This window comes from Rhizobium sullae, from assembly GCF_025200715.1.
In the GTDB taxonomy this organism is placed as follows: Bacteria; Pseudomonadota; Alphaproteobacteria; order Rhizobiales; family Rhizobiaceae; genus Rhizobium; species Rhizobium sullae.
In genome coordinates this window covers 188541-205893 of record NZ_CP104146.1, presented here as the reverse complement: position 1 = coordinate 205893, position 17353 = coordinate 188541, and the positions used below count along the sequence as shown (strand labels likewise).

The 17353-nt window shown below is 56.9% G+C and carries 14 protein-coding genes and 4 pseudogenes; 10 read left to right on the top strand and 8 right to left on the bottom strand.

Annotation, left to right across the window (positions count from 1 at the left end; all coding sequences use genetic code 11):
- Positions 1-498 precede the first annotated feature (498 nt).
- Positions 499-1317, bottom strand: a complete 819-nt coding sequence (locus tag N2599_RS37450; protein ID WP_087003020.1) for an IS5 family transposase — start codon at positions 1315-1317, stop codon at positions 499-501.
- A 333-nt stretch (positions 1318-1650) separates the two neighbouring features.
- Between N2599_RS37450 and ehuB the strand changes: the two genes are divergently transcribed.
- From ehuB to N2599_RS37430, 4 genes are all read left to right on the top strand, one after another.
- Positions 1651-2529: an ectoine/hydroxyectoine ABC transporter substrate-binding protein EhuB gene (gene ehuB, locus N2599_RS37445; RefSeq protein ID WP_027513898.1), complete on the top strand. Its 879-nt coding sequence runs from the start codon at positions 1651-1653 to the stop codon at positions 2527-2529.
- Positions 2530-2596: 67 nt separating this feature from the next.
- Positions 2597-3211, top strand: a complete 615-nt coding sequence (ehuC, locus tag N2599_RS37440; protein WP_375714172.1) for an ectoine/hydroxyectoine ABC transporter permease subunit EhuC — start codon at positions 2597-2599, stop codon at positions 3209-3211.
- Entirely contained in the window at positions 3201-3854 is a 654-nt protein-coding gene (gene ehuD / locus N2599_RS37435; protein ID WP_027513899.1) for an ectoine/hydroxyectoine ABC transporter permease subunit EhuD, read from the top strand. The genes ehuC and ehuD overlap by 11 nt, the downstream gene beginning before the upstream one ends.
- Positions 3855-3961: 107 nt before the next feature.
- Positions 3962-4756, top strand: coding sequence for an amino acid ABC transporter ATP-binding protein (locus N2599_RS37430; protein ID WP_375714171.1), 795 nt, complete (start codon positions 3962-3964; stop codon positions 4754-4756).
- A 245-nt stretch (positions 4757-5001) separates the two neighbouring features.
- Here the strand turns inward: N2599_RS37430 and N2599_RS37425 are convergent.
- Positions 5002-6083, bottom strand: a protein-coding gene (locus N2599_RS37425; protein WP_156915391.1) for an IS630 family transposase whose coding sequence is annotated in 2 segments (ribosomal slippage) — positions 5002-5544 and positions 5547-6083 — 1080 coding nt in all. Because the reading frame shifts where the segments join, the coding sequence is not laid out codon by codon here.
- A gap of 55 nt (positions 6084-6138) precedes the next feature.
- Positions 6139-7262, bottom strand: a pseudogene (locus N2599_RS37420) (IS3 family transposase); the annotation flags it as partial.
- Between the two features lie 345 nt (positions 7263-7607).
- Here N2599_RS37420 and glyA point away from each other — a divergent pair.
- The 3 genes and pseudogenes from glyA to folD all read left to right on the top strand — a co-directional run bounded on the left by glyA (position 7608) and on the right by folD (position 10819).
- Positions 7608-8885: a serine hydroxymethyltransferase gene (glyA, locus tag N2599_RS37415; RefSeq protein WP_260308676.1), complete on the top strand. Its 1278-nt coding sequence runs from the start codon at positions 7608-7610 to the stop codon at positions 8883-8885.
- A gap of 155 nt (positions 8886-9040) precedes the next feature.
- Positions 9041-9925 (top strand): formyltetrahydrofolate deformylase, encoded by an 885-nt coding sequence (gene purU, locus N2599_RS37410; protein ID WP_260308675.1) that lies wholly within the window; start codon positions 9041-9043, stop codon positions 9923-9925.
- 3 nt (positions 9926-9928) lie between these two features.
- A pseudogene (gene folD, locus N2599_RS37405) lies at positions 9929-10819 on the top strand (bifunctional methylenetetrahydrofolate dehydrogenase/methenyltetrahydrofolate cyclohydrolase FolD).
- 66 nt (positions 10820-10885) lie between these two features.
- Here folD and N2599_RS37400 read toward each other — a convergent pair.
- The 5 genes and pseudogenes from N2599_RS37400 to N2599_RS37375 all read right to left on the bottom strand — a co-directional run bounded on the left by N2599_RS37400 (position 10886) and on the right by N2599_RS37375 (position 15428).
- Positions 10886-11539, bottom strand: a complete 654-nt coding sequence (locus tag N2599_RS37400) for a LysR substrate-binding domain-containing protein (protein ID WP_260308674.1) — start codon at positions 11537-11539, stop codon at positions 10886-10888.
- A 5-nt stretch (positions 11540-11544) separates the two neighbouring features.
- The gene (locus N2599_RS37395; RefSeq protein ID WP_245209344.1) at positions 11545-11766 is read right to left on the bottom strand and encodes a LysR family transcriptional regulator; all 222 of its coding nucleotides are present in this window, start codon (positions 11764-11766) and stop codon (positions 11545-11547) included.
- A 404-nt stretch (positions 11767-12170) separates the two neighbouring features.
- Positions 12171-12674 (bottom strand): nuclear transport factor 2 family protein, encoded by a 504-nt coding sequence (locus N2599_RS37385; RefSeq protein WP_037144521.1) that lies wholly within the window; start codon positions 12672-12674, stop codon positions 12171-12173.
- 228 nt (positions 12675-12902) lie between these two features.
- Positions 12903-15060: pseudogene (locus tag N2599_RS37380) on the bottom strand (xanthine dehydrogenase family protein molybdopterin-binding subunit).
- 14 nt (positions 15061-15074) lie between these two features.
- Entirely contained in the window at positions 15075-15428 is a 354-nt protein-coding gene (locus N2599_RS37375; RefSeq protein WP_084606784.1) for a (2Fe-2S)-binding protein, read from the bottom strand.
- 29 nt (positions 15429-15457) lie between these two features.
- Here N2599_RS37375 and N2599_RS37370 point away from each other — a divergent pair, with 29 nt between their 5' ends.
- The 3 genes and pseudogenes from N2599_RS37370 to N2599_RS37360 all read left to right on the top strand — a co-directional run.
- On the top strand, positions 15458-16447 hold the full coding sequence (locus N2599_RS37370) for an IS701 family transposase (protein ID WP_260308673.1): 990 nt from the start codon (positions 15458-15460) through the stop codon (positions 16445-16447).
- Positions 16444-16653 (top strand): hypothetical protein, encoded by a 210-nt coding sequence (locus tag N2599_RS37365; protein ID WP_260308672.1) that lies wholly within the window; start codon positions 16444-16446, stop codon positions 16651-16653. The genes N2599_RS37370 and N2599_RS37365 overlap by 4 nt, the downstream gene beginning before the upstream one ends.
- A 21-nt stretch (positions 16654-16674) precedes the next feature.
- A pseudogene (locus N2599_RS37360) lies at positions 16675-17351 on the top strand (IS3 family transposase); the annotation flags it as partial.
- Positions 17352-17353 lie beyond the last annotated feature (2 nt).

The following is a 17353-nucleotide window of genomic DNA, read 5'->3' as shown; positions in this document are numbered from 1 at the left end:
TCGATAGACACCGGCCCATTGCATGCCGGGCTGCTTCAAAAGCAAAGATTTACAAAAGAGCAATTTTGGTGAGGGAGCAGGAGATTGGCGGGTGGTAGCCTCACTGAAAAGCACCGAGTTTTCGCGAAATCGTTTTATTCGAAAGCCCGGCACGTCGGCATGGAAGTCTTCCACGTGAAGCAATCATGCATCCAAAGGATGACCTCTCGAAGCGACAGAGCACCAGATAGTACTACCGTGCGTAGGACGCCCGCTAGCAGTCAAACCGACAGCCCCGATGCACGACGGCCCTGCGGATAACGGCAATCGTTGGGCTTAGGCTGTCGCGCATAAGCTTCATTACGATCATCGGCCAAGCCATGCCGAGCATCATGATCCGGACCGACGGTGCGCACGCGGGAGATAGCCGGCGGAGCCGATTGAGCCGGAAGTCTCGGCGACTCCTCCTGACAGACGTCCGACTGCAGTCCCGAGAAGACCTAAAGCCTTAGAGTCCGTTCAAGAAAGCGGATATCGAGCGAGCCTTCTTGTCATTAGCTTGATCATAGCGGTCTGAATGAAGGCGAGGCTTGTGCCAGAGAAGCGCTCGAAATCCTTTGCCATTCGGCGGTTTATGCCGAGCCACGCCAACGTCCGCTCGACGATCCATCGCTTCGGGAGCACCTGAAAGCCGGCCTGATTGCGTTTGACGATTTCCATCGATCGCGGACTGGCCTCTTCGACTGTCGGGCCCTGATACCCGCCATCGCCGCAAATTTTCTCGATGAATGGAAAGCGGTTGACGAGCCTGTCGAAAACAAGTGCTGCTCCATCACGATCCTGAATACCTGCCGAATGAACCTCCGCTTTCAGAAGCATGCCCAGGGTATCAACCAGAATGTGCCGCTTGCGGCCCTTGATCTTCTTGCCTGCGTCGTATCCGATATCGAGACGGGCATCTGGGCCGGTCTTCACCGATTGGCTATCGATGATGGCAAATGACGGCTGTTCTTCGCGCCCCTCAAGCCGCCGCGTCCGGCAGTAGAGCGCGTCATGGATACGACGCCACGTCCCGTCCCGGCAGAACCGCTTGAAATAATGATAGACCGTGCTCTTCGGTGGAAAATCATGCGGCAGCAATGCCCATTGGCAGCCTGACTGCAGCAGATAGAAAATCGCGTCCATCACCGCCCGAAGCGACGTCTTGCGTCGGCGGCCCAGTCGAGGCTGCCTTGGCATAAAGGGTTCGATCAGGCCCCACTCACGGTCAGTCAGATCGCTTGCGTAGCGCATGCGGCTTCTGTCATGATGACGCCGGGTGAAGGGTGTCCAGGCCATTCGATCTCTCCGTATTTGTCGCAAAATACAAAGAATCTGATTGCCGCCCTTCACTCAACCCCACGACCGCCAGCCATTCTTGAACAGACACTTAGGTTTTGGAACGGCATCGGCCGCTCACAGTGCGTTAGCATCAAGCGCGCCATATCATTTTTGAAAGATCTGGTATGAAAAATTGCGTTTACAGATGGGACGGATGAAGGGACTGTCAAGTGCCTGGATGAAGAATGCGTGAAGAACAAGCGGTGGAAAAACCGGCTGCACACATCTCGACCTCGGAGCCAATTCACCTTGGGTGAATAGCAGAACGTCAAAAACGAAAGGAATAGGGGAATGCTAAAGATCGCGAATATTTCTCACCGAACAGCGGCGCTAGCTGCCGCTCTTGTTGTGGCCTCGATGTCGAGTGCTAGCGCGGAGACGCTTTTCGAAAAGGCCAAAGCATCTCGCACCGCCGTGGTAGGCATCGCCAACGAAAAACCCTACGGTTACCTCGAAACGGACGGGACGATGAAGGGAGTGATCATCGACGTCCTCCGCGCCGCGCTCAAGCCTATCGGCATCGATAAAGTCGAAGCGAATGTCAGCGAATTCTCCGCAATGATCCCCGGAATCAATGCGCGCCGTTTCGATATTATTGGGGCTGGCATGGCAATCAGGCCCCAGCGTTGTGAATCGGTCGCTTTTAGCAGCCCGATCTCCCGACTGGCCAATGTTGTGGCGGTTAAGGCCGGCAATCCGCATAATATCCACTCGCTTGAAGATATCGCTAAATCCGGCACTCTGAAGATCGGATCGCAGATCGGCTCGTCGCAGCTCGCCGACCTTCCCAAGGCTGGCATCCCTGAGGACCGGGTTGTCTCGTTTGCCCTCGATACAGAAGCAATCGCCGGCCTGAAGGCGGGCCGAGTCGATGCAATCTATTTTCCCTCTTTGCAGCTTTCCGACCTGATCAAAAATTTCGGAGACGGCGTTGTGGAGCGCGCGGAGCCTTTCCAGGTGGCCAAAGATGACAAGGGCGAGCCCCTCTATGTCTTTCAAGCTTTTGGCTTCAACAAGGAAGACAGTGATTTCGTGAACGCACTCAACGTGGAAATAAGAAAGCTCAACGAATCTGGAGAGCTTTTTAAGATTCTCGAGCCTTATGGGTTCACGAAGGAAGACGTTCCGGATTCCAATTTGACAGCAACGCAGCTTTGCTCCGTTTCTTGATCGCGCCATGGACGCTTTGTTCAATCAACTTGATCAGCTCCTGCCCCTCCTCACACGAGGGGCAGGTGTGACGATCAGTATCGCAGCGCAATCAATGGTCGTCGCAATCGCCTTGGCATTCGTGACCGGGATGGCCCGCCGGTCATCGTCACGAATAATCCGCCAGGTGGCTCTCGTCTACGTCGAGCTGTTTCGCGGCACATCTCTCCTCGTACAGCTGTTTGTTCTTTACTTCGTGTTGCCGATTTACGGGATCAGACTCCCTGCCGAGGTCGCCGCGATACTCGGCCTTGGACTTAACCAGGGCGCATACGGGTCCGAGATCGTGAGATCCGCGATCGACAATATCAGTACCGGACAGATCGAAGCAGCACGCGCGTTGTCGCTTCCACGTATTATCACATTTTGGAAGATCATCCTGCCTCAGGCCGTGATTATCATGCTTCCCAGCTTCGGGAACTTGGCAATAGAAACAGTTAAGGCGACGGCCCTTGTTTCGTTGATAACGATCCCGGAGCTCACGTTTTTCGGCAAAAGCCTGATTTATTCGACAGGCCAAACCTTCCTAGTCTGGGCGTCCGTTGTCATCGCGTATCTTGCAATCAATACCCCACTAAACTTGCTCGTACTATGGGCGGAGCGTAAGGCGGGACACTATCGGGAGGCCAGCCGTGGAGTTTAGTTTTGAGTTCGCGCGAAGCATCCTTCCAACTCTCCTGCAAGGCGCGGTGATCACCGTCATTGCCACATTTGGAGGTTTCGCCGGTGCGCTCGTCGGCGGCGGAATTCTGAGTGTATTCCTTAGATCAAACATAGCGCCACTCAGAATATTCGCTATCGGCTACATATATTGTATCCGGAATACGCCGCTGCTCGTTCAATTATATCTCGTCTTTTACGTATTGCCCGACATGGGGATCACGATTAGCGCACTGGGATGTGGCATACTCGGCCTATCTTTACACTACTCCACCTTCTTCTCTGAAGTTTATCGAGCCGGCATCGCGTCGGTGTCGCGAGGGCAGTTCGAGGCGGCCGATGCGCTAGGGCTTCACACAACAAAAAAGTGGATGCTCGTAATTGGTCCTCAGGCGATCAAGCCAATCTTGCCTGTATTGGGGAATTATCTGGTCGGAATGTTCAAGGAGACACCGCTTCTCGCTGCGATCACGGTGGTAGAGTTGTTTGGCAAAGCGCAAAACATTGCTGGTCAGACTTACCGGTATAACGAGCCGTACCTGATGGTGGCGTTGATATTCCTGATCATAAGCGTTCCATGCTCCTTTGTTATCAGGAAGCTTGAGACGAACGGGAACCGACACTGACAAGGTTTGCCAGATGCCTGGCACCCCCAAATAGACCCTCAACCAGTCGTGGCCGAGCGTCAGGGCTTGATCAACCGCATTTGGCACCGATGGAGGTGAACAATTCAATGAACCCGGTAAACCCGTCTCAGATAATCCAGAAACCTTCGCCGTTGCAAGTTTCGGAAACGGAAGTCGCAGTCGAGATCATTGGAATGCACAAGTCGTTCGGCAACTTCCATGCCCTCAAAGACATTAACCTCACTGTCATGAAGGGTGAGCGGATCGTGATATGCGGTCGATCAGGGTCTGGAAAATCGACCCTAATCCGGTGCATCAACCGGCTGGAAGAACATCAAAGGGGCAAAATTATCGTTGACGGAATTGAGCTCACCACTGACCTGAAGCGCATCGACGATGTCCGACGTGAGGTTGGGATGGTCTTTCAACACTTCAATCTTTTCCCTCATCTGACGATCCTCGAGAACTGCACGCTTGCACCCATATCGGTAAGAAAGATGCCACGGAAAGATGCTGAAAAAACTGCCATGCACTTCCTTGAACGGGTCAAGATACCCGAGCAGGCGCACAAATACCCTGGACAACTCTCCGGCGGCCAACAGCAGCGCGTAGCTATCGCGCGTTCCCTCTGTATGAATCCACGTGTCATGCTTTTCGATGAGCCAACCTCGGCGCTCGACCCGGAAGTGATCAAAGAGGTCCTCGACACTATGGTGTCCCTTGCCGAGGAGGGGATGACAATGCTCTGCGTCACTCACGAGATGGGGTTCGCTCGGCAGGTAGCCAATCGTGTTATTTTCATGGACCAGGGACAAATCATTGAGGAAAATGAGCCCGGCGCGTTCTTCAAGAATCCGCAGCACGAGCGCACCAAGTTGTTCTTGAGCCAGATTATGCACTAGCGATGATAGCCGCGGCACGCCCGATCATCTGCCTATACGAGCGAGCGCCGTACAGAGCTTGATTTTTTGGCGTGAGGCGAGGGGCTTGGCTCCGCTTCACGCTACCAGCATCTCATCGGTTTGGTCACGTGCCGGCGACTGTGCGGGAAAGGGAGACTGGACTTGCTTCGGAGAAGTGGAGAGGTATTTTCAGATCATGCGGCCAGTGTCTCGAACTGTGCGGGGCTTATACCAAGGCTCGATGACTAGAACTCATTCGTCCATTTTCTGCGTCCGATTGACATGATGCGCCAAGGCTGACGTTGAAGCTTGCGCCAGGCATCGCAGCAGTGATCGACGATGTCTTCGTAGGATGTGAAGACACGGTTTGAGAGCCAGTTTTCGCGCATGAACTGCCAGAGATTTTCGATCGGATTGAGTTCGGGCGACTTCGCCGGCAGCGGTAGAATGGTGATGTTTTCGGGCACGATGAGTTTGTTCGATAAATGCCAACCTGCCTGATCCATGACGAGGATGGCGTGGGCGTCATTGGCAACATGGCTGGAGATCTCGATCAAATGCTGGTTCATGGCATGCGTATCGCACCATGGCATGACGAGGGCGGCGGCCTTGCCGAATCTCGGGCAGATAGCACCGAAGATATAAGCGGATTTCGTCCGCTGATCATGCGGAGCGGAGGGCCGTGTCCCTCGTTTGGCCCACCGCCTGGCGATCTTATTCTTCTGGCCGATGCGGGCCTCGTCCTGGAACCAGATTTCTATTCGCTTGCCTTTGGCGGCCTCGGCGGCGATTTCTCCCACTGCGGCGGGGAAGTTTTTTTAAATTCCTCAATCGCATTCGGGTCTTGCGCATGATGCTTCGGGCGGGCGGTGAGTTTGCGATAGCCCAGGGCATTCAACTCGCGCCCCAGCGTCTGGCGGCTGACGGAGATGCGGTGCTCCTGCCAAAGCCATTGCGCCAGATCGACCAGTCGCCAGCGCACGACGCCATCGAGATAGGGAACCGGACCGTTCTCAACCGCCGCGACCAGCGCCTTGCGCTGCTGATCATTCAACAAGGGCTCACGTCCCTTCGCCTTTCTCGTTTTCAGGCCATCTGGACCATGCAGATTGAAACGTTCGACCCAGTCACGGACGATTTGCAATCCGACCCCGCCCATCGATGCGGCCTGGCTGCGGGAACCACCCTCGTAAATGATCGACAAGGCCAACAATCGGCGCGACCAATCCGCATCACGGCTCTGCCTTGCCAGTCGACGCAGATCATCAGCCGTATAGTCTCCACGAATGGTCAGTGCTGTTCCCATGGCGAAATCTCCTTCCGCCATGTTGAATCATGATTTGCCCAAAAATGGAATCGCGTGAGTCATCCTCATCAAGCTCCGGTATTAGGTAGTCAAGCGCCGAGTGCCGCCGGGTGGGATTGTAGAAGCCATCGATGTAGCGGGCAATGGCAATTTCGGCCTGATTTCGCGTCTGATAGATGGTCCTCCAGATAAGCTCTGATTTCAACGTCTTGAAGAACGTTTCGACCATGGCGTTATCATAGCAGTTTCCCTTTCCTGACATCGAGATTAGGATGCCATTGCTGCGCAGCAGGGCCTGATAGTCAACTGAACAATATTGACTGCCGCGGTCGGAGTGATGGATCAGGCCAGGCTTTGGTCGACGCATGATAATGGCTTTTCGAAGAGCATTGACTGCCAGTTGGCGATGGAGCCGATCACCGGTATCCCAGCCGACGACGCGGCGGGAGAACAGGTCGATGACAACGGCCAGATAGAGCCAGCCCTCGCGGGTCCATACGTAGGAAATATCAACACCCCATTTCTGGTTTGGCCCGGTCGCTGCAAAATCCTGATCGATGATATTGGGGGCTACCGGAAAGGCATGTTGGCTATCCGTGGTGCGCTTGAACCTCCGCCTCTGCCGGGCATGCAGGCCATTCTCGCGCATGAGCCGGGCGGTTCGTCGTCGACCGATGGCAAAGCCGCTGTCCTGCAATTCTCGCGTCATGCGTGGGCTGCCGTAGGTCTCGTGAGAAAGCGCATAGGCAGAGCGCACATGCGCCAGCATCACCATGTCTTCGCGCTGCCGACGACTTGCGGGCCGGTCTTTCCAGGCAAAATAGCCGCTCTGGCTGACGCCCAGAACCTTGCAGAGACGGTATGCGGGGAATTCCGTTTTCGCCTGGTCGATGAAACGGAACTTCATCGACTTCCCTCCTTGGCGAAAAAAGTCGCGGCACGCTTCAGTATCTCGCGTTCCTGCCGCAGGACTTCGTTCTCCCGGCGTAACCGTTTCAGCTCGGCCGCCATGTCCTCGGTGGCAGCCGACCCTATCGGCGCGTCCATCGCCTGATCACGGCTACGGCCAATCCACCGCACCAGCGTCGATAGGCCGACGCCCAAGTCCTGGGCAATCTCGCGCTGCGTCCGGCCGCTCGCCTGCGCCAGGCGCACCGCTTCTTTCTCAAATTCCTTGGTAAAATTCTTCTGCTTCGGCATTCCGGTTTCCTTTCAACTCAAGAAAACCTCTCCACTTCTCCGAAGCAAGTCCAGACCGCTGTCCGCTGCTCGCCGGTGAGACTATTCCAATGGGTTCTCCGTCAAGTCAAGAGCACCGGAACTCATGTGCTTCGCGAGAGCAAACGGGGATTTGGCTGCGCCGGCGCCTTTCATATCAAAAACGCATGAAGGGCCGCCGACTCTCTATTTTCCAGCCTAAGTCGTTTCTGCCATGATCCGTTCAAGCGAGCATCCCTCGCGCCCGACCCAACCAACAGACCAATAAAATAACTGCAGTCGCGCGCTGGTGAAAGCGCAGACATACCGTTCGCAAAGGAGATCGGAATGAGTACAAACGCATGGTTTTTTGAAGATACGCTTTCTAAGGCGGACCCCGAAGTCGCCCTCCACATCGCTGCCGAGGAAGCGCGCCTACGTGGTCAAATCGAGCTTGTTGCGCCAAAGAACTACCTCAGCCGGGCTGCTCGTGAAGCCATGAATTCGATGGTCGTGTTTGCGACGATTGAAGGTTACCCCGGCAAGAGATACCACGCTGGCGTCGAGAACTTTGATGCAATCGAGCGGTTGGCGATTGAGCGGGCGAAGGCGATGTTCGGGGGAGGGCATGCAAATGTGCAGCCTCATTCCGGTACCCAAGCGAACCAGGCGGTTTATTTCGCGACCTTAAGCCCTGGCGACACCGTGCTGAGCATGGACCTCGCCTCTGGGGGGCACTTGAGTCACGGGCTCAAATCCAACTTGTCAGGTCGATGGTTCAACACCGTTTCTTACGGAACAACAGATGAAGGCTTCATCGATTACGATGCGATGGAGCAGCTGGCGCGTGAACATCGACCGAAGCTCATAATCGTCGGGGGTTCGTCTTATCCACGAGCAATCGACTTCCAAAGGGTATCGGCGATCGCAGCCGAGGTAGGCGCAGCGACCTTGGCGGATGTCGCACATTTCTCTGGGCTAATCGCAGGCAAGCAGTACCCGAGCCCATTTCCGCACATCGACTTCCTGACATCCACGACCAACAAAAATCTACGCGGCCCTCGCGGAGGTCTGGTCGTTTGCCGCGATGCGGCCATGGGTCGGAAGATCGATTCAGCAGTGTTCCCCGGTATCCAAGGCGGGCCGCACCCGAACGTGATGGCGGCCAAGGCTGTTTGTTTTGGCGAAGCTTTGCGGCCCGAGTTTGTTGAATACGCAAGCTCAGTGCTCAAGTGCGCACGAATCTTGGCGCGGGAATTGGGCGGGCGCGGATACAAAATCGTCACCGGTGGCACGGATACTCCGTTCACCATGGTCGACCTCCGTACGCGAGGTATCACTGGCGATACTGCCCAGAAGGCTTTGGAAGAACATGGGATTACGGCCAATCGCAACCTTGTGCCGAATGACAAGGAGTCGCCGAACGTCACGTCCGGGCTTAGAATGGGCACGTCAGCGATCGTGGCTCGTGGAATGGGTGAGACCGAAGCGTCCGCACTAGCAGGAATGATTGCGGATGTGCTGGATCAAGTCGCAGCCAATCCTGGCAAGGACCTGAAACCCGATGCCAACATCGTTGAAAAGGTCTCCTCGATGGCGGCGAAGTTTCCATTGTATCCGGTTTAATCATACGTTTAGACCTCGTTTCGTGCCCGTACTTACGAGTGCGGCACAGTCCGACAAACAATCTGCCAGGTATCGAAAGTTCAGGGCAAAGATCGCGATCCTTGTCATCTTCCCCCGACGACGCGTGCCGCAACCAGTCAAAGCGGATGTAGAAAATGAAACAGTATGTAATCACCGTCTCATGCAAATCGAGGCGCGGGATTGTAGCGGCGATCTCAAATTTCTTGGCGTCCCAGGGCTGCAACATTGTCGATAGTTCGCAGTTCGATGGTCTCGATACAGGCATGTTTTTCATGCGCGTCAGCTTCATTTCTGAAGAAGGTGCTGATCAGGCCAAGCTCATCGAAGGCTTCAAGCCGATCGTTGCCGAATTCAAAATGCAGCTCGACGTCCAGGATGCCAATAGACGCATGAAAGTGGTGTTGATGGTCTCCCGCTTTGGCCACTGCCTAAATGATTTGCTCTATCGCTGGAAGATCGGTGCGCTGCCGATCGACATCGTCGGTGTCGTGTCCAACCATTTCGACTACCAGAAGGTGGTCGTCAACCACGACATTCCGTTTCACCACATCAAGGTGACGAAGGACAACAAGCCGAAGGCCGAGGCCCAGTTGCTCGAGCTCGTCGACCAGACCGGCGCCGAACTGATCGTGCTTGCCCGCTACATGCAGGTCCTTTCGGATGCGATGTGCAAGAAGATGTCGGGCCGGATCATCAATATCCACCACTCCTTCCTGCCGAGCTTCAAGGGCGCCAACCCCTACAAGCAGGCCTATGAGCGCGGCGTGAAGCTGATCGGCGCGACGGCGCATTACGTCACCGCTGATCTCGACGAGGGCCCGATCATCGAGCAGGACATTGCCCGCATCACTCATGCGCAGTCGGCCGAGGATTATGTCTCGATCGGCCGTGATGTCGAAAGCCAGGTGCTCGCGCGCGCCGTGCATGCCCATATCCATCACCGCACCTTCATCAACGGCAACCGCGCCGTGGTGTTTCCGGCAAGTCCAGGATCCTATGCCTCTGAGCGCATGGGTTGAGATATGGCAAACGCGATTGTAATCGACGGAAAGAAAGCGGCGGCGAAGGTTATCGACGCCGTGCAGGCCGCAGCATCGGTGCTTGAGGCCGAGACCGGTGTGAAGACCGGTCTGGCCGTGGTGATCGTCGGTGATGATCCGGCGAGCCACACCTATGTCAGCGCCAAGGGCCGGATGGCCAAGGATTGCGGCTTCAATTCCGGCCGAGACGACACAGGACCAACTCGCAAAGCTGGTGGCCTCGCTGAACGAGGATGCGTCCATTCATGGCATCCTGATGCAACTGCCGCTGCCGAAGCATTTGGATGCCGATGCGATCATCCAGTCGATCAAGCCGGAGAAGGATGTCGATGGCCTGCATGTGGTCAACGCCGGCAAGCTGGCAACGGGCGATCTCGCGACCGGGCTGATTTCCTGCACGCCAGCCGGCGCGATGCTTTTGGTTCGCTCCATCCACGGCAAGGACTTGTCGGGGCTCAATGCTGTCGTCATCGGCCGCTCCAACCTGTTCGGCAAGCCGATGGCGCAATTGCTGCTGAATGCCAATGCGACTGTCACGACGGCGCATTCGCGGACGAAGGATCTCGCCTCCGTGGCACGCGCGGTGCCGATATCCTGGTGGCGGCCGTCGGCCGTCCGGAGATGGTGAAAGCGGACTGGATCAAATCAGGAGCAACAGTCATCGACGTCGGTATTAATAGGATCGATGCGCCGGAGCGGGGCGCGGGCAAGAGCCGGCTAGTGGGCGATGTCGCCTATGATGAGGCATCCGAAGTCGCCGCAGCGATCACGCCTGTTCCCGGTGGTGTTGGCCCGATGACGATCGCCATGTTGCTGGAGAATACCATCATAGCGGCTTACCGCGCAAACGGCCTGACGCCGGAGCTCCTTTAGGATCGAGAAACGTCGCCAAGGCGAGATAGGGACCCATTATGCCACTGAGCAATATCCCATCCAACCTCATTCTCCCAGCTGTGCTCTTAATTGCTGCTTCACGGTTGCCGTCACTTCGTGAAGCACTTTGACGAATAGATCGGCGTGGGTAGATCGAAGCCCTTCCGCTGGCCTCCAGAGAGTAACCTGGTACGGTACGCGGACACTCAGCCTCTTCAGGACGACACCTTTCTTGCAGTAGTGAGCAGCCGTAAAAGGGTTAACGATCGAAACGCCTACTCCAGCCGCGACCATCGAGCAGACGCCAGTTGCGGTTGTTGTTTCTACCGAATAACGGCGCGAAATTCCTTCAGCATCGAAAATGTCATCGAGCTTGCGGCGATAAGGATCTTCTTGCGAGAAGTACACGAACTCCACGCCTTCAAAATCGCTCGGTCGAATGATATTTTTTTCCACCAAACGATGCCCTGCTGGAAGCACGCATAACAATTCGCCGACGTCAATTTTCTCAGTCGTCGTTACGTCGTGCTCATAGCTTCCCTCGGTCAATCCGACGTCAAACATTTGAGTGGTGAGGTCGTGTCGAAGTGGGACTTCTTCGAGCGAGTGAACGGAAAGAAGGACCCCGCGGACGACTATCGAGAAACCGCCTCGCCACGACGGGCATAAGTGCTTCTGCGTAAGCAGGGATACAGGCAATCCTAAGATAGGCACCGTCATGACCCCTAATCGCGATCGCCACGCGGCTGATTTCCTCCATTCCGACAAAAAGAGCGAGCAACCACCGAATGAAGCAGCTGTGCCTGGTTCGTGGGCGTCAGTCGTTTGCCAAACCGATTGAAAAGATCAAATCCGATCTGTCTTTCAAGGTCCCGCAACTCGCGGCTCACTGTAGGCTGGGATGTCCTCAGGGAGGTCGCGGCTGCCGTCACACTCTTATAGACCATGATAGCGTTGAAGATCTCCATCTGGCGCTGGCTAATCCGCACGTTGCTCCCCTTGCATATCGAAATGAAATCAATGCCGCACCCTTAGTGTACCTTTCGGCATGATCTCTGTCGACGGGCTAGAGACTTTTAGCAACAAATATCACAGTGATCCGAAGGAGCGCACCGGCACAGACATGCAGAACCTTGCCTCGCAAGGCTTGGGCCTGATCTATTCGTCGACGCGTTTCCCGCATCGGGAAAGCTTGCAGACGGCCAGCTTGAACCCGTCCTGCTCGACTATTCACCGGGCAGCGACGGGCTCTTTCTATACTTTACCAAGACAACGCAAAGCCAGCCGAAGCTGCGTGCGTTCATTGACATGTGTTTCCAACTAAGGCGCTCATTGGCCGCTTAAGCCCGCGTTACCGGGCGATGTTGGGCGCTTCGTTTATGAGCGCCGGATCCCAGTGCTCGACCGCCCTGCCGTCCTTGATGCGCCAGGTGTCGAACCAGGCAGTGGTATATTCCTTGCCATCCGCGGTTTTTCCCTTGCGTGGATAGATGACGGTGACGAGATCGGCCTCGGCCATTACTTCGACGACCGGCCAGCTCATCTTCTCGGGGACTGGGCTCGGTTCGGCCTTCACCACTTCAGTGAAGAAGTAGACCACCGCTTGGAGGCCGTCGCGGACATTAGGATTGTGCTGGACGTAGTCATCAGCGATGAACTCGTGCGCCCGGTCCCACTGATTGGCCTCCAGGAGCACCTTGATGATGTTGTACGCCACCTGCTTGTTGGCATGGAGCTTCGGGTCGGGGCTAGTGAACAGGACCTCGGCGTCGGGCACTGCGACGACCGCCGTTTGTGCAAAGGCCGGGATCGACATCGCCGCGCAAATGAGCACAGCGGTGAGTGTCTTCTTCATTCCAACTTCCTTTCGGTTCGTGGCTCGTGTGCCCCGGCGCGGCGACGTTATACGCCACCGCCCAGAACCTTTTCGATCATCTCGACCGGCTGCGCGCCGGACAGGAGGTATTGTCGACGGCGATTATGGTGGGCGGGAAGTGACGCCTATGCCGCGCCATCTGGCCTCCACATTGCGCGTTTTGCGGGCGTAGGGGTCGCCAGCCCTCTCATTGGTCCCGGACTACGTCTAGGCTTTCCTCAGGTCTTCGGGACTGACCGGCAGCGTTCGTACACGCTTCCCTGTTGCCGCGAAGATCGCATTGGTGACGGCTGGAAACACCGCCGAAGTCGCCGCTTCGCCTATTCCACCTGGCGGCTCTGCGCTTTGAACGATGTGAGTTTCGACATGTGGCGCCTCACCGATACGAAGCGGCAGGTAGTCGTGGAAATTGCTTTGCTCGACGCGGCCGTCGTGGAGGGTAATCGCGCCATATAGAGCCGCCGTCAGGCCGTATAACGCGCCACCTTCCATCTGGGCCGCAATCGTATCGGGGTTCACTGTCAGTCCGCAGTCCACAGCGGTCACGATACGTGTGACCCTAACAGCGCCGTCAGCCTCGACAGTGGCGTCGGCAACTATTGCGAGATAAGAGCCGAACGCGAACTGCACGGCGACACCGCGGCCCTGCCGGGCAGAAAGAGGCTTGCCCCACTCGGCCTTCTCCGCAGCCAGTTCCAAGACCCTCAACGCACGAGGGTTTTCCGTCAGCAGCCGTTTGCGGTATTCGACCGGATCGGCCTTCGCCGCAGCGGCGAGTTCATCGATGAAGCTTTCGACCATAAAGACGTTGTGGGAGGGGCCCACGCCGCGCCACCAACTCGTAAGAACGCCTTGCGGCTCGACCTGGTTGAACTCGACCTGGATTGCTGGAAACTTGTATGGTGGATGGGCCGCCCCCTCCACGCCATCGGGATCCACGCCGTTCTGCATCGCGGCTGGCGCGATCCGGGCAAAAATCGACGACCCGGAGACACGATGCATCCAGGCGACAGGGTTCCCCTGTTCGTCAATCGCGCCTGACATTCGATCGTAGTAGTACGGGCGGTAGTAGCCATGCTGAATATCTTCCTCACGGCTCCAGATGACCTTGACCGGGCTGTCGACGTGCATCGCAACCTTCACGGCGTGGACGATGCCGTCGACTTCGAGACGGCGGCCAAAACCGCCGCCGACAATGTGATTGTTGATGATTATCTTCTCCGGCTCTAGGCCGGTGACCGCCGCGGCAGCCGCTTTGGCTGCAGAGAGGTTCTGGGTTCCGACCAAAGCTCGCAGGCATCCTCGCGCACGTGCACCGTGCAGTTCATCGGCTCCATTGCCGCGTGGGAAAGAAAAGGCAATTGGTAAACGGCATCGATCCGCTGCGCCGCGCTTGCCAGCGCCGTTGTCACATCCCCTTCACTGCGTGCTATGGCGCCGGGCTTTAAGGATTCCTGCTCCAGATGCCGTACGATGTCGGCGCTGGACACCTGCGCGTTGGGACCGTCATTCCATTCGATCGAAGCTGTTTCAAGCCCCTTCTTGGCCGCTCCCGTGTGATCCGCCACGACTGCCACGGCCTCGTCCGTCATCACCACCTGGCGCACCCCACTGATTGCGAGCGCAGCCTGCACGTTTACCGATTTCGGCTTGCCGCCAAGAACCGGAGATATGGCGATCACGGCAATCCTGGGCCATCGGGAAATGCGTCGATGCCATAGTTGAGCGACCCGTCGACCTTTCCCGGCGTATCCAGCCGCTTTGCCGACCTTCCCAGGAGTTTGAAATCCTCCGGAGACTTTAGCGTTACGGTTTCCGGGGCGGGAGCAGGAAGCGTCGCAGCAATGCCGACCAGCTCCCCATAGACCAGCCTCCTCGTCCCGCTCTCGTCGAGAACGAAGCCATCCTCGGCGCGACAGGTAGCGGGATCCACATTCCACTCCCTTGCTGCGGCCTGGATGAGCAGGGTGCGGGCCGTCGCACCAGCCGTCCGCAAGGGTGTCCAGAACGCACGTATCGACGTGGAGCCACCCGTCATCTGGCGCCCGAACATCGGATGGCCGTACAGGGCCTCGTTAACGGGCGCATGTTCGAGCTTCACATCATCGAGTGCGACTTCCAGCTCTTCGGCGAGCAGCATAGCCTGGGCGGTGTAGATTCCCTGGCCCATTTCCACTTGCGGCATGACGAGCGTGACGAGGCCTTTGCGGTCGATGCGAATGAAAGCATTGGGAGTGAAGTCCGCGGCGACTGCAGGAAAGCCTGCGCCAAGGGCGAGATTGACGACGAGACCACCGCCAACCACAACGCTTGCCTTCAGGAAATGACGCCGGTTCAATCGCGGGCTGAAAGCACTGTTCGACATGATCTTCTCTCCCGTTATGCGCTTGCCCGCTTGATGGCGGCGCGAATGCGCTGATACGTCCCGCAGCGACAGACGTTGCCTGACATCGCATTGTCGATGTCGTCGTCGGTCGGTTTCGGCGTTTCGTTTAGCAATGCGGCGGCAGACATCAGCTGCCCTGACTGACAGTAACCGCATTGAGGGACCTCAAGCTCGATCCACGCATCCTGAAGCGCCTTCCCATGCGCGACGGTATCTAAAGCTTCGATCGTCGTGATCTGCCTTTCTTCGACGCTTTCTAAGCTCGACTTTGTACAAAATCGGTTGTGATTTCGGGCGCTGCTGAGCAGCTCGGGTGAATCAATTCGCCGCAGGTTTCGGCCTTGCACCTTTCGTTTGGTCGGATTCGAACGGATGGATGAGCGAACAACAACATGATCGTAGCAGTGAGCCGGGAGACGCGGTCCCCCACATCCTTCGCCAATGGCTGTCGCCATTTCGTTTCTGGTTTACCGCGCCGAGTTGGGAGCATCTGCTGGTCCTGGTGATGGGTGCGCTTCTTTCGCCTGGCAAGCGAACTGTGACGGCCTGCTTGCGGATTACCGGTCGTGCGAAGGCAAGCAATTTTGCCGCCTATCATCAACTCCTAAACCGCGCCCGCTGGAACCCCCGCCTGTTGGCGGCCCGCCTGCTATCCATCATCGTTGCCAGGTTCGTGCCCGTTGGCCCCGTCGTGATCGGGATGGACGATACAATCGAACGGCGTTGGGGCCAACGCATCGCCGCTCGTGGCATTTATCGTGACCCGGTGCGCTCAAGCCACGGGCACTTCGTCAAGGCAAGCGGCCTGCGCTGGTTGAGCTTCATGGTCCTTTCCCCTGTCCCATGGGCCAAATGCATCAAAGCCCTGCCGGTGTTGACGATCCTGTGCCCCTCTGAGCGTCATGATCAGAAGAAGGGCCGAAAGCACAAGCTGCTGACGGATTGGGCAAGGCAAGGCGTCTTGCAGCTTTGCCGCTGGCTGCCGGACCGCGAAATCATCTTTGTCGGCGATAGCAGCTTTGCCGTTCATACACTGGCTGCGGCTCTGCCCGGCACGGCCACTCTCATCACGCGGTTGCGTCTGGATGCCAGTCTCTTTGCTCCACCGGATCAGAGGCACGAACATACTCTGGGGCGACCGGCGCAAAAAGGCAGGCCATTGCCGAAACTGAAAACGCTCCTCAAAGACACGAAGACCGAGTGGCAACGCATCGTCGCATCCTCTTGGTACGGCAAGCAAACCGACAAACCCTTGATGTCACCTCAGGAACCGGCCTCTGGTATCGGCGTGGAACGCCCCCGAGACCAATTCGCTGGGTTCTCGTTCGAGACCCGTCAGGCCGTCGTGAACCCCAGGCGTTCATGAGCACCAACGTCAACCTTGAGCCCGCTCAGATCATTGCCTACTTCGTTCGGCGCTGGCAGATCGAGGTCACCTTCGCCGAAACCCGTGCGCATCTTGGCGTGGAAACCCAACGGCAGTGGAACGACAAAGCCATCATGCGCACGACACCTGGCTCGGGAAATTTGAACAGCCGGTATAAGTGGAATTTCTGCCTGAATTTGGCTTAGATGCCGGAAACAGGAGATAGCATGACGAGACGACCGCGCCGGAACCACAGCCCGGCTTTCAAGGCGAAGGTGGCGCTCGCAGCCATCCGGGGCGAACAGACGCTGGTGGAATTATCCCAGCAGTTCGACGTGCACACCAATCAGATCAAGCAATGGAAAGACCAGCTCCTTGAGGGGGCGACCGACGTTTTCGGTGATGAGGCCAAGGCGGAACCGGCGGCCCCCACTGTCGATATCAAAATACTCCATGCCAAGATTGGAGAATTGACGCTGGAGAATGATTTTTTATCCGGTGCGCTCGGCAAAGCGGGATTGCTGAGCGGAAAGAAATGATCAACCGCGGGCACAAACTGTCGGTCGTCCGCCAAGCGAAGCTTCTCGGGTTCAGTCGTGGCACTGTCTATTATTCGCCGCGTCCTGTGTCAGACGGCGATCTGGCCCTGATGCGGCGGATCGACGAACTGCATCTCGACTTTCCATTTGCCGGAAGCCGGATGTTGCAGGGGCTTTTGAAGGCGGAAGGACTTCAGACAGGACGGCTTCACGTCGCGACGCTGATGAAGAAGATGGGCATTGAGGCGATTTACCGTCGTCCCAACACGTCTAAGCCGGCACCTGGTCACAAGGTCTATCCGTATCTTCTGCGCAAGCTGGCGGTCACCAGACCCAATCAGGTCTGGGCTATGGACATCAGCTACAG

What these genes read in the sequence shown, in the direction of transcription:
- N2599_RS37430 (WP_375714171.1), top strand. Translation starts at nt 3,962, where the DNA reads ATGAACCCGGTAAACCCGTCTCAGATAATCCAGAAACCTTCGCCGTTG.
- N2599_RS37395 (WP_245209344.1), bottom strand. Translation starts at nt 11,766, where the DNA reads ATGGTCTATAAGAGTGTGACGGCAGCCGCGACCTCCCTGAGGACATCC.
- N2599_RS37450 (WP_087003020.1), bottom strand. Translation starts at nt 1,317, where the DNA reads ATGGCCTGGACACCCTTCACCCGGCGTCATCATGACAGAAGCCGCATG.
- purU (WP_260308675.1), top strand. Translation starts at nt 9,041, where the DNA reads ATGAAACAGTATGTAATCACCGTCTCATGCAAATCGAGGCGCGGGATT.
- glyA (WP_260308676.1), top strand. Translation starts at nt 7,608, where the DNA reads ATGAGTACAAACGCATGGTTTTTTGAAGATACGCTTTCTAAGGCGGAC.
- ehuB (WP_027513898.1), top strand. Translation starts at nt 1,651, where the DNA reads ATGCTAAAGATCGCGAATATTTCTCACCGAACAGCGGCGCTAGCTGCC.
- N2599_RS37370 (WP_260308673.1), top strand. Translation starts at nt 15,458, where the DNA reads ATGAGCGAACAACAACATGATCGTAGCAGTGAGCCGGGAGACGCGGTC.
- N2599_RS37400 (WP_260308674.1), bottom strand. Translation starts at nt 11,539, where the DNA reads ATGACGGTGCCTATCTTAGGATTGCCTGTATCCCTGCTTACGCAGAAG.
- N2599_RS37385 (WP_037144521.1), bottom strand. Translation starts at nt 12,674, where the DNA reads ATGAAGAAGACACTCACCGCTGTGCTCATTTGCGCGGCGATGTCGATC.
- N2599_RS37365 (WP_260308672.1), top strand. Translation starts at nt 16,444, where the DNA reads ATGAGCACCAACGTCAACCTTGAGCCCGCTCAGATCATTGCCTACTTC.